Source organism: Paenibacillus curdlanolyticus YK9 (assembly GCF_000179615.1).
In the GTDB taxonomy this organism is placed as follows: domain Bacteria; phylum Bacillota; class Bacilli; order Paenibacillales; family Paenibacillaceae; genus Paenibacillus_T; species Paenibacillus_T curdlanolyticus.
This window is the reverse complement of record NZ_AEDD01000019.1, coordinates 1-14,448: the sequence shown is the minus strand read 5'-3', so window position 1 is coordinate 14,448 and position 14,448 is coordinate 1. Positions and strand designations below refer to the sequence as shown.

General features: G+C 57.7%; 12 protein-coding genes and 1 pseudogene. 8 read left to right on the top strand and 5 right to left on the bottom strand.

Features of this window, described 5'->3' with window-relative positions:
* A partial coding sequence (locus tag PAECUDRAFT_RS25085; RefSeq protein ID WP_006040775.1) for a YhgE/Pip domain-containing protein occupies positions 1-1,465 on the bottom strand: 1,465 nt, incomplete at its 3' end.
* A 128-nt stretch (positions 1,466-1,593) separates the two neighbouring features.
* The gene (locus PAECUDRAFT_RS24020; RefSeq protein ID WP_006040774.1) at positions 1,594-2,544 is read right to left on the bottom strand and encodes an L-lactate dehydrogenase; all 951 of its coding nucleotides are present in this window, start codon (positions 2,542-2,544) and stop codon (positions 1,594-1,596) included.
* A gap of 290 nt (positions 2,545-2,834) precedes the next feature.
* On the opposite strand from PAECUDRAFT_RS24020, the gene PAECUDRAFT_RS24015 reads away from it, so the two are divergent.
* Positions 2,835-3,524: a response regulator transcription factor gene (locus PAECUDRAFT_RS24015; protein WP_006040773.1), complete on the top strand. Its 690-nt coding sequence runs from the start codon at positions 2,835-2,837 to the stop codon at positions 3,522-3,524.
* On the top strand, positions 3,521-4,990 hold the full coding sequence (locus PAECUDRAFT_RS25080; RefSeq protein ID WP_006040772.1) for a sensor histidine kinase: 1,470 nt from the start codon (positions 3,521-3,523) through the stop codon (positions 4,988-4,990). Before PAECUDRAFT_RS24015 ends, PAECUDRAFT_RS25080 begins: the two co-directional genes overlap by 4 nt.
* 70 nt (positions 4,991-5,060) lie before the next feature.
* Here PAECUDRAFT_RS25080 and PAECUDRAFT_RS24005 read toward each other — a convergent pair whose 3' ends face one another.
* A complete protein-coding gene (locus tag PAECUDRAFT_RS24005; protein WP_006040771.1) occupies positions 5,061-5,513 on the bottom strand; it encodes a winged helix-turn-helix transcriptional regulator in 453 nt (150 codons plus the stop codon).
* A gap of 170 nt (positions 5,514-5,683) precedes the next feature.
* On the opposite strand from PAECUDRAFT_RS24005, the gene PAECUDRAFT_RS24000 reads away from it, so the two are divergent.
* Together PAECUDRAFT_RS24000 and PAECUDRAFT_RS25450 are read left to right on the top strand one after the other, a co-directional pair.
* Positions 5,684-6,361 (top strand): NAD(P)H-dependent oxidoreductase, encoded by a 678-nt coding sequence (locus tag PAECUDRAFT_RS24000; protein WP_006040770.1) that lies wholly within the window; start codon positions 5,684-5,686, stop codon positions 6,359-6,361.
* Between the two features lie 156 nt (positions 6,362-6,517).
* Complete coding sequence (locus tag PAECUDRAFT_RS25450) at positions 6,518-6,670, top strand: DUF1540 domain-containing protein (RefSeq protein ID WP_006040769.1); 153 nt, start codon at positions 6,518-6,520, stop codon at positions 6,668-6,670.
* 134 nt (positions 6,671-6,804) lie between these two features.
* Here the strand turns inward: PAECUDRAFT_RS25450 and PAECUDRAFT_RS25075 are convergent, their stop codons facing one another.
* Both PAECUDRAFT_RS25075 and PAECUDRAFT_RS23990 read right to left on the bottom strand, forming a co-directional pair.
* Positions 6,805-8,676: a PAS domain-containing sensor histidine kinase gene (locus tag PAECUDRAFT_RS25075; protein WP_006040768.1), complete on the bottom strand. Its 1,872-nt coding sequence runs from the start codon at positions 8,674-8,676 to the stop codon at positions 6,805-6,807.
* A 199-nt stretch (positions 8,677-8,875) separates the two neighbouring features.
* The gene (locus PAECUDRAFT_RS23990) at positions 8,876-9,187 is read right to left on the bottom strand and encodes a hypothetical protein (protein ID WP_006040767.1); all 312 of its coding nucleotides are present in this window, start codon (positions 9,185-9,187) and stop codon (positions 8,876-8,878) included.
* Positions 9,188-9,523: 336 nt separating this feature from the next.
* On the opposite strand from PAECUDRAFT_RS23990, the gene PAECUDRAFT_RS23985 reads away from it, so the two are divergent.
* The 4 genes and pseudogenes from PAECUDRAFT_RS23985 to PAECUDRAFT_RS26680 form a co-directional block, all read left to right on the top strand.
* Positions 9,524-11,317 (top strand): ABC transporter ATP-binding protein, encoded by a 1,794-nt coding sequence (locus PAECUDRAFT_RS23985; RefSeq protein ID WP_006040766.1) that lies wholly within the window; start codon positions 9,524-9,526, stop codon positions 11,315-11,317.
* 568 nt (positions 11,318-11,885) lie between these two features.
* Positions 11,886-12,920 (top strand): Glu/Leu/Phe/Val dehydrogenase dimerization domain-containing protein, encoded by a 1,035-nt coding sequence (locus PAECUDRAFT_RS23975; RefSeq protein WP_006040765.1) that lies wholly within the window; start codon positions 11,886-11,888, stop codon positions 12,918-12,920.
* A 48-nt stretch (positions 12,921-12,968) separates the two neighbouring features.
* Complete coding sequence (locus tag PAECUDRAFT_RS26035) at positions 12,969-13,133, top strand: hypothetical protein (protein ID WP_158306273.1); 165 nt, start codon at positions 12,969-12,971, stop codon at positions 13,131-13,133.
* Positions 13,134-13,163: 30 nt separating this feature from the next.
* A pseudogene (locus PAECUDRAFT_RS26680) lies at positions 13,164-14,448 on the top strand (collagen-like protein); the annotation flags it as partial.

Sequence of the window (14,448 nt, the reverse complement as noted above, 5' to 3'; positions counted from 1 at the left end):
CGCGCATGCGCGCCAGCGCAGCCGCATCGGCGCGCGCGGCCGCAAGCGCGCGGCTGTTGCCCGCCGCCGCCGCCGCGCTTGCGCTATCGGCAGCGTTGCCCGTGCCATCGGCTGCCGCGCCATTGGCGCCCATCCCATTCTCGCCTCCGCTCGCACTTGCTCCGCCACTCCCGCTCCCCTCGCCTCCGCTCACTCCCGCTCCGCCACTCCCACTCGCCTCGCCTCCGCTCACACCCGCTCCGCTACTCCCACTCGCCTCGCCTCCGCTCACTCCCGCTCCGCCGCTTCCGCTCACGCCTGCTCCGCCGCTCCCGCTCGCCTCGCCTCCGCTCACGCCCGCTCCGCCACTCCCGCTCGTCTCGCCTTCGCTCACACCCGTTCCGCCACTCCCGCTCGCCTCGCCTTCGCTCACTCTCGCTCCGCCACTCCCGCTCGTCTCGCCTTCGCTCACACCCGCTCCGCCACTCCCGCTCGTCTCGCCTCCGCTCACACCCGCTCCGCCACTCCCGCTCGCCTCGCCTCCGCTCACTCCCGCTCCGCTATCTCCCTCCGCCTCAGCTCCGCCCTTTCCTCCAGCGGCAATTCCGCTCCCTCCAATCGGCAACTGCTCTGCAATAGCCGCCACTGACGCCGCCGCTTGCGCAAGCGCCGCAAGGTCGCTGCCAATCCTCGGCGACAGTTGGCTAAGCGCCTCGTCCGAGCGCTGCAGGAAGTCGCTTGCGTTTTGCGCCAGCTTGCCTCCCTCTTTCGCAATGCGCTCCGCCTCAGGCAGCTTCTGCTGCGCAACCCCCACAATATGCTGCATGCGCGCAATATCTGAGGTTGAAGCATTCACAGCCGCTTCAATCTGCGGCAGGTTGTCCTCCAGCCGAAACATGAGCGCTTCGAGCTTCTGAAGAGACGGCAGCTCCTGCTGCAGCTTAATGCCAAGCTCGTTGAACAGCTTAAAAATAGCGCCGTTCGCCGTCTGCACGAAGCTTCTGCTTACCGACAGCATGACGCCGGACGCCCCGCTCCCCGTCATTTTGGGCGCGATCGCATTAATTTTCTCATTCACGTCGTAGATCAGCTCCGCCTGTCGCGGCGTATCCGTCACGACTGAAGCGATACGTGCGGAGAAATTCTCCGGGATCGTAATGCTCGCATAATAGTTGCCGCTGCGCACGCCATCGAGCGCATCCTTGGCGTCTGTGAACGTCCATCCGAACTTATCATTGGACTTCAGCGAAGCGACAATCTCCTCTCCCATGTGAACAGGCTTGCCTAGCATGTCCGCTCCGCGGTCCTCGTTTGCCACGGCGATCCGCACGCCTTGCGTATTGCCATACGGATCCCATGACGCGCCAATATTAAACCACGCATACAGTGACGGCAGCACAGACAGTCCTGTCACGATGACTAATAAAGCGGGGTTGGTCGCTAACGTACGCAAATCGGAGAAATAAAGGGCGATCCATCTGGGCATGGCAGTACCTCCATCTGTTGGCTATCGTGTTGTTTCCTCCCGATAGCGTGCGACGATTCGAGGCATCCCATACTTATTGCCACTATTGCCATACCCTGCGACAGCTCCGCTTGCAAATAAACAGCCTGTTACAACGGCAATTTGGCAACCGCCGATCTGATCACGCTGCTCGAAAATGCAAAGCTCGCCCGCTCCTCCGCCGTCAAATTAAGCTCCACCAGCTCCGCGATGCCGCGCCGCGTTAATATCGCAGGCACGCCCGCGCAAACCTCGCGCTCGCCATACTCGCCCTCAAGCACAGCGGACACTGCCGTTATGTTGTAATCATCATTGAGCATAGAGCGGACAATATGCGCAATCGCGTTGGCGATGCCATAATAGGTAGCCCCTTTTCGCTGCAAAATCTCCCATCCCGCATTACGCGTTTTCGCGGCGATATCGTCCAGCTTCAGCTGGCTGAACCGCTGCGGGTGTTGGGCGAGAATATCCAGAATCGGCTTGCCGCCTACCGTAACATGCGACCATGCCGGAAATTGCGAGTCGCCATGCTCGCCAAGCACATACCCTCTGACGCTGCGCGGATCGATCGGCAAATACTCGGACAGCAGCGTTTTGAGCCGTGAAGAATCGATCGACGTTCCCGTACCAATAACCCGCTCCCGCGGAAGACCTGACAGCTTCCAAACCATATACGTGACGACGTCCACCGGATTGGCCGCAGCCACAATGAGCCCGTCGAAGCCGCTCGCCATCATTTGCGGGATCATATCCTTATAAATCGCATAGGCGGTGTCCGCCATATCCAGTCGCGTGTCGCCCGGCTTCGGGCTCGCGCCCGCGCACAGCACGATAATGTCGGCATCGCCGCAATCGGCGTAGCTGCCGGTGTAGATTTTGGTCCGCGTATGCGTAAAATCCATGCAATGCGACAAATCGAGCGCTTGCGCATAGGCGCGCGCCGGCGTACGGTCGATCAGCATGATTTCGTCGCAGATCGATTGGTTCACTAATGAATAGGCACAGCTGGACCCGACAAATCCTACTCCCGCGATCGCTACTTTCCGAGTGGTATTCCGCATTCAATCATCCCCCGCTCTCTTCGCTGCTATAGAACAGTATATGAGGGGACTCCCCTGAATTGTCATCCCAATGTGACGAACATTCACACCGGGGGGACGGACTATTTGTTCACCCGATTGTTGGACGGTTGTTTAAATTCCATTTACATGACTGTTATACACTACTTTTAAGCAGGCGCAAATGCCGCAAGCCCCTATGAGGGAAGCTGTCGATGATGCTAGAATACCGATAATAAGAACAGAGCGGTCGCTCCATGCGATCAAACGGATATGAAGGAGGTAACGCCGCAATGGCTAACCTGTTAGTTGTAGATGACGATGGAGCGATTCGGAAGCTGGTCCGCCACTTCATGGAGACGGAGGGCTATATCGTCGAGGAAGCTGTCGATGGGCTGGATGCGATACGCAAGCTGGAGACGTTCAAAGCCGATCTCGTCATTCTGGATGTGATGATGCCGAATATGGACGGGTATCGCTTATGCCAGGAGCTGCGAGACTATTATGCCGACATGCCGCTGCTTATGCTAACGGCGAAGGGCGAGACGTCGCAGAAAATAAAAGGCTTCGACCTCGGCACGGATGACTATGTCGTCAAGCCGTTCATTCCCGAGGAGCTGGTGGCCCGCGTCAAAGCTTTATTGAAGCGTTATCGCATCGCAGTGTCCTCCTCCGTCCAGATTGGCGCTGTCACGCTGAACCGGCGGACGTTCGAAACCTTGATGGGCGATGCGAGCCTGTCGCTGCCGCCCAAAGAATTCGAGCTGCTCTTCAAGCTTGCGAGCTATCCGGGCCAAACGCTGCTGCGCGAGCAGCTTATTGAAGCGATCTGGGGCATCGATTTCGAGGGGAACGAGCGGACGCTCGATGTGCATATCAATCGGCTGCGCGAGCGATTCCCTGAAGCGGAAGCCGGCTTCCGCATCGCAACCGTACGCGGGCTCGGCTACCGGATGGAACCGTCAGCAGGAGCTGGCGAATGAAATCGCTGGAGCAGCATTCCAAGCGGTATCGGCGTATGCATATTGCGTTATCTTTCGTAGGCGCCGTCACCGCGATGACGATCTTTTGGACGCTTTTATTCATTTGCGTTTCCTACGCATCCGATCGGATGCACCGCGAGGATACGAAACAGCAGCTGCTGCAAGACGCGCAGCATGCCGTTCAGCTGCTGGAGGCAGCAGACGTTAGCGCCGCCGATAACGGCGATGAGCGGCGAAACAAGCTGCTTCAAGCCTTAGCCGAGCAAGAAAATCTATCGATCGCCGTAGCGGATCGCTCGGGCCAATGGGCCGTCTTCGGACCACACGCGGCCGCAATGGTAAATCGGCTTGGGCTGCAGTCCGCCGCGGCCAGCCCATCCGCTCAGGAAACACGCTTTATTTATCGATGGGCGAACCCGTTCCATGCGCGGGATGCTGCGTTAGCAATAACTGTGACCGGCTCCGACGGCGAACGCTATCAGGTAGCAATCGGCATGCCGCTGCCGGCTTGGTTCAGCTCGTACTGGCATGCCATAGCGCCCCTGCTGTTATTCGGGCTGCTTATGGGCATCTTCTCGACGATTGCAGCCCCTTGGCAAAAGCAGTTCAAGCAGCTGCAAATTATGATGGATGCGATGAAACGCATCGCGTCGGGCGATTTCAGCGTCAAGGTATTCTCCACGATGCGTAATCGAGGCGAGATCGGAATGATCGTCGAAGGGCTCAACGACATGGCATCGGAGCTTCAGGAGCTGGAGCAGACTCGGCAGCGGTTCATCTCCGACGTATCCCATGAGCTGCAATCGCCATTAACGTCCATCGCAGGATTCGCCCGAGCGCTTCATCATGAGTCGTTGTCCGCTCAGACGCGAACCGATTACTTGAACATGATCGAATCCGAGAGCATGCGGTTGTCCAAATTAAGCGACAGCCTGTTGAAGCTCACAATGCTTGAAGCACGACGAGAGCCCGGGGAGCAAACGACCTTTTCGCTTGATCTGCAGCTGAAGCGAACTGTCCTTGCGCTAGAGCCGTTATGGCTGGCCAAAAAGCTCGATATCGACATCGATATTCAGCCGCTCAGCATAACAGGCGATGAGGATGCGCTGCGTCAAGTGTGGACGAATCTGCTCCATAATGCGATTAAGTTCACGCCGGAGGACGGCAGCATTCGCATTCAGCTTCGGAAGGATGACGCGGCCAAGCAAGCGACCATCGTGATATCCGATACCGGAATTGGCGTCAACGAGACGGACTTGCCGCATTTGTTCGAGCGGTTCTATAAAGCGGACCAAGCCCGCAGCAGCGCGCAAGGCGGCAGCGGGCTCGGCCTAGCCATCGTCGCGACGATCGTTCGCCAGCACGGCGGCGAAATTCGGGCGGACAGCGCGCTTGGCGCTGGAACGACCTTTACCGTTATGCTGCCGCTAGGGCAGTCGGATCGAACAGCTGCGCCAGATGCTTAAGCAATTGCTAAACAAATGAAAAAGCCCTCGAAGCACGACAATCCGCCGCAAACTTCGAGGGCTTTGCTATTCATTTGAGCTTGTCATCCGAAGTGCAGTCGCTATCCGACAGCGCATCCAGCCCTTCCTCCCGCTCCGCGAGCATCATTTCGTAGCTTCGGCCCCACTCCATCATCTGCATAATGATGGGACGGAGCGTCAGTCCAAACGGCGTTAACGAGTATTCCACCCGCGGCGGCACCTCCTTGTACACCTCGCGATGGACGATGCCGTTCTCCTCCAGCTCCCGCAACTGAAGCGTCAGCATCCGCTGCGTAATGCTGGGCATTAGCCGCCGAAGCTCATTAAACCGGCGCATTCGATTCAGAAGATGGAACACGATGATCCCCTTCCATTTGCCGCCGATCACATCAAGGGTCGCCTCCACCGAGCAAGTGTACCGTCGATTCGCGTTAGATAAGCCTGCTGCAGGCTCTGCGTTCTGATCCAGCTCTTGCGTTTCCCGCTGCTGCATCTCATTCATCCAAAGCCCCCCTCTCCGTTATCCACTCCTAAGTATCAAAATCGATACTATACAACAAAAATGTGCGTACTTATCAGAAGGTGATCTATCCCACTATAATAATGCCAATCCCCCCAATTGAACAGATGCCGCTGGCTCACCCGGCAGGCACAGAAGAAAGGATGAATCTCATGTCTATTCCTACGTTATCCAAAGCTGAAATTTTATCCGCTTATCAATTCCGCCATGCAACCAAGGCATTCGATCCAGGCCGTCAGATTTCCGATGAAGACTTCGGCTTTATTCTGGAGACAGGCCGCTTGTCGCCAAGCTCCTACGGGTTCGAGCCTTGGCAATTTCTCGTCGTCCAGAACGAAGCCGTTCGCGAGAAGCTGCGCGCCGTAACATGGGGAGCGCAGGGAACGCTGCCTACGGCAAGCCACTTTGTCGTATTGCTCGCCCGCACGAAGGAGGGCGTGCACGCGGATGCTCCCCACATCACGCACATGATGGAGAACGTGCAGCAGCTGCCTCCTGAGGTGCAGGCGGGCAAACGGAGCATGTATCGCAAATTCCAAGAGTCCGATTTCAACCTGTATGGCGATGACCGTTATCTATTCGACTGGGCCAGCAAGCAGACGTATATCGCGCTGGGCAATATGCTGACTGCAGCTGCGCTCATTGGCATCGACTCTTGCCCGATTGAAGGCTTTGACCAAGAAGCTGTTAATCGCGTGCTCGTGGAGGAAGGGCTTATCGATCCCGCCCAATTCGGCGTATCGGTTATGGCCGCCTTCGGCTATCGGGTCAACGATCCCCGTCCCAAAACGCGCCAATCGCTGGACGAAGTTGTCCAGTGGGTGAAGTAAGCATACGAGACGCCGAAACTGCCTGAAGCTCCAGACAGCAGCGGGACACATTTCCTGCCGCAGACAAGTATAAAACCATGACAAAAAAGCCCATCCTTAGGAAGAGCGGCAGGCTGTTTACCACGTGCCGCACCTAAGCGACAGGAGGTGAATTTCATGGCAAAAGACGTGCTCTGCGAAGTCAACTCATGCAAGTTCTGGGCATCCGGCAACAAATGCAGCGCTTCTTCTATCTATGTCGTCAGCCGTTCCAATCAACCTCGTCAGTCCGAAGAAACGGATTGCAAAACGTTCGAACCGAAAATCTAATGAAGCTTCAAGCAGGCAGCCTTTCCGAGAGGCTGCTTGTTTTATTTCGTCAATAGCGTAACCAATAATGATAATTATTATCATGTTATGGTGAACTTATTCTTGCAGCAGGACGAAATAAACCTCTCTTTCGATTATTTCGTCCCCTGCTGGATCGGCAGCGTAACGGTAACCGTCGTGCCCACGCCCAGCTCGCTTGCAAAATGGATCGTGCCGCCGTGCCGCTCAACAATGCTCGCTGTCATCATCAGGCCAAGCCCCGTCCCCTTCTCCTTCGTCGTATAGAAGGGCTCGGTTAGACGAGCCAGTCGATCGGGGGCAATGCCTTGGCCCTGATCCGACACCTCTATGCGTATGCTATCCGAATGCCCTGCCTGTTGTAAGCTCACGCGAATTTGCCCGTGCCCGTCGCCCGGCATCGCTTCGATCGCGTTTTTCAACAGGTTAACGAAAACCTGCTTCAACTGCCTGTCCTCGCATGCGATAAGCGGAACCGGCTCAAATTCCTTCTTAATCTCGATGCTCTTCATAATCGCTTGCGTACCCAGCAGCTCAATCACATAATTCAACAGCTCGCTCATATCGCGCTCTTCAAACATGATGACCTGCGGCTTCGACAGCACCAGCATTTCATTCACGATTAGCTCAATCCGGTCCAGCTCTTCTTTCATAATGCCGATAAACCGCTGCTCTTTATTTTGGAGCGACGGCTCCAAGAGGCGCGCGAAGCCCTTCAAAGACGTTAGCGGGTTCTTGATTTCATGCGCCACGCCCGCGGCCAGCTGCCCCAGCACGGATAGCATCTCCGAACGTCCCAACATATCGCGCGTTTGCTTCAGCTCGCTCATATCCTTGAACATGACAGCCAAGCCATTGCGGTCAGGAAACGGCGTCGACGAGACCATAACCGGCAGGACAGTGCCGTCTTTGCGCCGGCCTTGAAATTCTGCATTTTTTGTTACTTTACCGCTCATGATCTCCTCCAGGCGCTCCCTCAGCTCGGCTTCTGTCCGGCCATTCGAGAACGGGTACTCCTGAACCGGTGCAGCCTGCAGCTCATCTAGCGTCCAGCCAAACATACGCTGGAAAGCGGTGTTCATTTTACGAATTTTCCCATCTCGGTTGAAGAATGCGATTGCATCAATGTTATGATCAACGAAGCTTTCCAGCTCCTCCTGCGCTTCCTTCAGCTTGCGATTGGCTGCGAGCTGCTCCGTGCAATCCCGCAAAATGGAGATCCAGCTGTCCATTCTTCCATCCGCTCCGACGAGCGGCGTAATCGACAATAAAATGTGCAGTTTGCCGCCATCCTTCTTCAATCGTTCCGTCTCGAAGGTGACCGCCGTCTTGTTCTCGATCGTCTGTCTGCAGTACCTGTCCATCTGCTCCCGATGTTCGTCTGGAATAAACGGCGTATCCGCAATTCCTTTCCCCTCAATCTCATAGGTGCTGTAGCCCAGAAGGCTTGTAAACGCTCGATTGACGCTCATCACTATGCCGTCCGCCCTCCAGATAACGATCGGATCGAGATGATGATCGATGAAGGAGTACAGGTGATGATGGGCGAGGCGGGCTTCTGTCTCGAGATTGCGCGCTGCCGTTCGGTCCTGCAAAATGCCTACACACCGATGCGGGGAAGTCGCCTGCATCTGCGCATGCATCCAGCGCACTTTTCCGTCCATTCGAATCATACGGAAGTCGATCGAAAAGCTTCCCTCATGATTCGTATCGCGATGCTGCTCGATTCGTACACGGTCATCAGGATGCACCAGCTCTAGAAATTGTTCCAGTTTCATTCGCGCGCGCGGCGGAACGGGCAACCCGATTAACCCGAAAAATAGCTCCGTACCGAATAGTTGATTTTTCTCGATATTGTAAGACCAGCTTCCGATTCCCGCCATCCGATGTGACGCATGCATCAGCAGCCGCTTCCTCCGCGGAAGGCTGGCTATGATGGCTAATACGATTACCGACAGCATTCCTAACATCACCCATACTAGCGTCATAACACGCCTCCCCCTGAGCGCTGATAAACGGTCTTTTTTGAAATCATTTGTTAGGAGAGTTATTCGATTTAAATCAACTTTCTCCTTCCGATGTTATGAAAATTCACATTCGTTACTCAATGAGCTTGACTGGTTGCTAATCGAAACTTGAAATAATGAAGCGCCTGCGGATTGCTCCGCAGGCGCTTGGAAAGACGGATTAACGGCGACGGCTTCCACGCGTGCGGCTTCCGCCGCTGCGAGCGCTGCGCATGCCGCGCGTGCTGCGGGAACCGCTCGTGCGCATGCCAGGCATCATGCCAGGTCCCATCATGTTGCCCATTACGTCCGTTTCTGTAACGACCGTGACGTGGTGAGGGCATGGAACGCAGTGATGCTGGTTAATGATATTGATGGGATGAACCACATCGTACGGCTGCGAGTAGTAAAAATCTTTATAAACATTCACCGGATCAACGACTACTGGATCAAGTTGTGGACAGTGAGGTTTGTGCGGATGACAGTTAGACATTTGTAAATGCCTCCTAAGTTTTAAGATAGTCTATCTTATGCCGCAGCTGTTTCAGAGGGACTGGACTTCCCCCCATCAGCGCAAATTAAGGGCGAAATGTACGCAGCGTCAAGGGTTGCGGAGCTTGCTAGTCCCTCGGGACACCGACAGGCGCCTCTTAGGCTAGCAGGACCATTCGCGTCTTTTGGCGGCATTCGTCCGAGATTGATAGGCTGCTATCCGCCGCTTCGCTTTGGATGATCGCGCAAGCTCATTCCCGCGTTGGATGGCGGTAGCGCAACCATATGCCATAATAACCGTATAGCGACCCATCGGATCTAGAGAGGAAGAATGCATATGAAGCAACCGTCACCATCATCTCCATCGATCAGCAAAAGCCCTTTTCGCGGCTGGCGGCCGTTCTGGCGCCTGATCCGTGCAACGAAGCCTTCCAAGCTCGCCTTAACCATCGCCCTGACGCTCAGCTTATCGTCCACCGTCGTCTCGCTCGTCGTTCCGCTTGTGACCAAAAACGTCGTCGATAGCTTTTCGCTTTCATCGATCGGGCTCCCTCAAATCATGCTTCTCGTTGCCGCTTTCCTTGCGCAAGCAGCGACAGCCGCCATCTCCACCTATATGCTCGCTCGCGTCGGCCAACAGGTCGTCGCCGGCCTTAGAGAACGGCTATGGCGCAAGCTGCTCGCATTGCCCGTCTCCTATTACGACAACCACCAGACCGGCGAGACCGTCAGCCGCATGACGAACGATACTGGCGTCGTCAAAGGGCTCATTACCGAGCACATGACGAGCTTCGTCACAGGTACGATCAGCATCATCGGCTCGGTCGCTATCCTGATTGCGCTCGACTGGCGCATGACGCTCGTCATGCTGACTGCCGTGCCGCTGCTCATGCTGTTCATGGTGCCGCTCGGCCGTAAAATGCATCTCGTCTCCAAAAGCATGCAGGACGAGACCGCCAAGTTTTCCGGCGTGCTTAGTCAAGTACTGTCCGAGATTCGCCTCGTAAAAGCATCCAATGCGGAGGATCGCGAATTCGAAGGCGGCATGAAGGGCATTCGCGCCATGTTCCGGCTTGGCCTGCAGGAAGGCAGAGTACAAGCGCTCATCGGACCGTTGATCTCGCTCATCCTTATGCTGATGCTCGTGCTCATCATTGGTTACGGCGGCTTCCGCGTCTCCTCGGGCGCGCTCTCGGCCGGCGACTTGGTCGCTTTCATTCTTTATTTGTTCCAAATCATTATGCCAGCGAGCCAAATCGCGATGTTCTTCACCCAGATGCAAAAGTCTGTCGGCGCGACCGAGCGCATCACGGAGACGCTCGCCGGTCCGGAAGAGGACGTGCTGGCAGGCGCAGAGGCATCGCGGGCGGATTTGCCGCTGGTCGCGGACAATATCCGGTTTGCTTATGAGGGCAGCGCCGAGCCTGTCTTGGACGGCATCAGCTTCAGCATCCCCCCGGGCAAGGTTACTGCGCTGGTCGGACCGAGCGGCGGCGGCAAAACGACGCTCTTCTCCATGCTGGAGCGCTATTACAAACCGACGAGCGGCGCGATCCGGTTAGGCGATACCCCGATCGAAGCCTACTCGCTTAGCTCGTGGCGTTCGATGATCGGCTATGTGCAGCAGGAAAGCACGCTTATGACAGGATCAATTCGCGACAATATCGCCTATGGCACGGATCGCGAAGTATTCGATGAGGAGATCCGGCAAGCGGCTGGAATGGCCTATGCCGCACCGTTCATCGAGCAGTTCGCCGAAGGCTACGCAACGGAAGTCGGCGAGCGCGGCGTCAAGCTGTCCGGCGGCCAGCGCCAGCGCGTCGGCATTGCGCGCGCGCTGCTGCGCAACCCCGCTATCCTTATGCTCGATGAAGCTACCTCCAGTCTGGACAGCGAATCCGAGCACTACATTCAAGAGGCGCTTCGCAACCTAATGAAGGGCCGTACAACCATTGTCATTGCCCATCGGCTGTCCACCGTCGTCGACGCCGACCAACTGCTATTTATCGAGAAAGGCCGCATCACCGGACGCGGCACGCACGAGGAGCTGCTGCAGTCGCATGCGCTGTACCGCAAATTCGCCGAACAGCAGCTGCAGGCTGCCCAGCCTGCGGGATCGGTGCAGCCATAACGAGGGAGAAGGAGGAGCTGCTGCTCGACCTGAGCTGCTAGTGACACGCTTGTTGACCCGTCTAGACGAAGGACCGGTCGGAGCTTATTGCTGCTGTCGCCGGAGTTACTCCGCCAGTAAGGCTGGCACAGGTACATCCGCTGTCGCTCCGCGGAAGGAGCGACTTGATATTTCGTCTAGCAATGAATTTGCAGCGCCCCCACGTGATGAGGGCGCTGCATTTTGTGCAACGAGATGTTGCTTCCTGCCTCTCGCTTCACTCCCCATTGCACTTTGTGCAATGCCTCTCGCCATGATGCAAGCTTTGGCTCGTATCTGAGCCGATGCAAGACTTTGCCGTTGCACGTTTTGCATTGACGATCCATTTAAGCGCTCTATCCGTCGTTTTTCGTTGTATAAGCTGCAATGAAGACATACCTCGAAGTTGCTCCCTCTCTGTCAGCCTAACGGAATTCGCTTCTCACCTGATATTTTGCATCGAGAAGGCTGCCCAACGGGAAGATCGTAGCAGTTGGCGGATGTCTCGAATATGCTATCGCATAGACGATCTCCCGAGGAGGATGCATCCATGACCCTATGGATGGAGCTGGAACAAGATGGGTTCGAGCAGTTGGTCTGGTGCCGGGATCGGGAAAGCGATTTGACGGCGTTTATTGCCATACACAGCACCAAACGCGGCCCTGCGCTCGGCGGGTGCAGACTTTGGCCATATCCCCATGAAGAAGCAGCGGTACAGGACGCCATGCGACTGGCCCGTTCTATGACATACAAAGCGGCGGCGGCCGAGCTGTCTTACGGCGGCGGTAAAGCAGTCGTCATCGGAAGGGTCGGAGATCACGGGAACGCCAAGCGGTTCGAAGCGCTCGGGCGATTCATCGATCGGCTGAACGGCGCCTATTGGACGGGTGTCGACGTCGGTACAACTGCGGTGGATATGGATCATGTTGCGCTGCACACCCCCTATGTGACGGATACGACCGGATCGCTTGGCGGAACCGGCGACTGGACGGCGGATATGACTGCATACGGGGTGTATGAAGGCATACAAGTTTCCGCGCAGCGCACGTTCGGCTCAAGGGCCTTGGCCGGACGCACGATTGCGGTTCAAGGTTTAGGCAAGGTCGGCTGGGCATTGTGCCGGTATTTGCATCGGGCGGGCGCGCAGCTCATCGTCACCGACCTTAGCGTCAGCCTCGTGGAGCAAGCTGTTCGCGAGTTTAACGCTCTGCCTGTTGCGCCGGATCGTGTGTACGATGCGGCTTGCGAGATTTTTGCCCCTTGCGCATTAGGCGGCGTCATCCATGAAGGAACGATTGATCGGCTAAAATGCCGCATCGTTGCCGGATCGGCGAACAACCAATTGCGCGATCCGTCATTTGCGCTTGCATTGAAGCAGCAAAATATTATGTATGCGCCTGATTATGTGATAAACGCGGGCGGCGTCATCGCGACGGCTGCCGAGCTCGATGGCGAAGGAACGTTTCGAACGCGGAGCCGAGTGAAGCGCATTGGGCGCACGCTAGATGCGATCTATACGGAGTCTGCGCGGAGCAACGGGACGACAACCCAGGCAGCGGATGATTTTGCGGAGCTGCGCATGTAATCCGTATTTCAGGCATGCAATGGATTGGAATAAGGGGGCTTAGCCGTGATGCACCTTCATAGCGAGGAACAGCGCCGGCAGCTCGCTTGCGCTATCCGTCGGCTTCGTCGCGCAAGACGAGCACTGCTAAGCGGGAAGCGCTGCACAGCTTCGAAAGAAATCTGTGCGGCACAAGAGCTGATTCGCAAGCTTTGCAGCCCAGAACAAACATAAAGGCGGACGATTCTGCTTGGGGGTGAGGACATGAGCGAACACAAAAAACGGCGACCGCGCTGCATACAGCAAATCGATCGTGCTATTCGCCTGCTGCAATTCGCTCATTCGAACCCAACAATGGATTGCTCCGACGTGCATAAAGCGTCGCGTATACTCGAGGATGCGCTCTTGTGCATCCAACGCGAAGGACGCCGCATGCCTAGTCCTTCCGGATGCCGAGTACGAAAGAAAAAGCATCACGCGCATGCGGGGGCGACTGGCGCTACCGGAGCCACAGGTGCGACTGGGGCTACTGGGGCTACTGGAATCACAGGTGCCGCAGGACCGGCGGGAGCAGCGGGGGCTAAAGGAGCGACTGGCGCTCGCGGGATGCAAGGCATTCCCGGGTGGCCGGGCATGCCTGGTGCGACTGGCGCTACTGGGGCGACTGGACCGACAGGGATGCAAGGCGATCCCGGGGTTACGGGAGCTACTGGGGCTACGGGAACGACTGGGCCGACTGGATTTGGAGTTACGGGAGCTACCGGACCGACTGGCGCTAGTATGGGCGAGACTGGTGGGACTGGAGCGACTGGGGCTACGGGCGCTACCGGCGCTACTGGCGACACGGGCGCTACGGGCGCCACCGGCGACACCGGCGACACGGGCGCTACGGGCAACACCGGTGCTACTGGCGCCACTGGCGCTACCGGCGCTACCGGCGCCACGGGCGCTACTGGCGCTACCGGCGACACTGGCATCACCGGTGCCACTGGCGCCACGGGTGCTACCGGCGACAACGGCGCTACTGGCGCTACGGGCGACACGGGCGCTACGGGCGTTACCGGCGCTGCGGGCGGCACCGGCGCTGCTGGCGCTACCGGTGACACGGGCGCTACCGGCGACACCGGCGCTACCGGCGCCACCGGCGCCACCGGCGCTACCGGCGCTACCGGCGCTACCGGCGCTACGGGCGCCACGGGCGCTACCGGTGACACCGGCGCTACGGGCGCCACCGGCGCTACTGGTGCCACCGGCGCCACCGGCGCTACCGGCGACACCGGTGCCACGGGCGCTACCGGCGACACGGGCGCCACCGGCCCTACCGGCGCCACGGGCGCTACTGGCGCTACCGGCGACACGGGCGCCACCGGCGCTACTGGCGCTACCGGCGCTACTGGTGCTACCGGCGACACCGGCGCCATCGGTGCCACGGGCGCCACCGGCGCTACCGGCGACACCGGCGCTACCGGCGCTACCGGCGACACCGGCGCTACTGGTGCTACCGGCGACACCGGCGCCATCGGTGCCACGGGCGCCACCGGCGCTACCG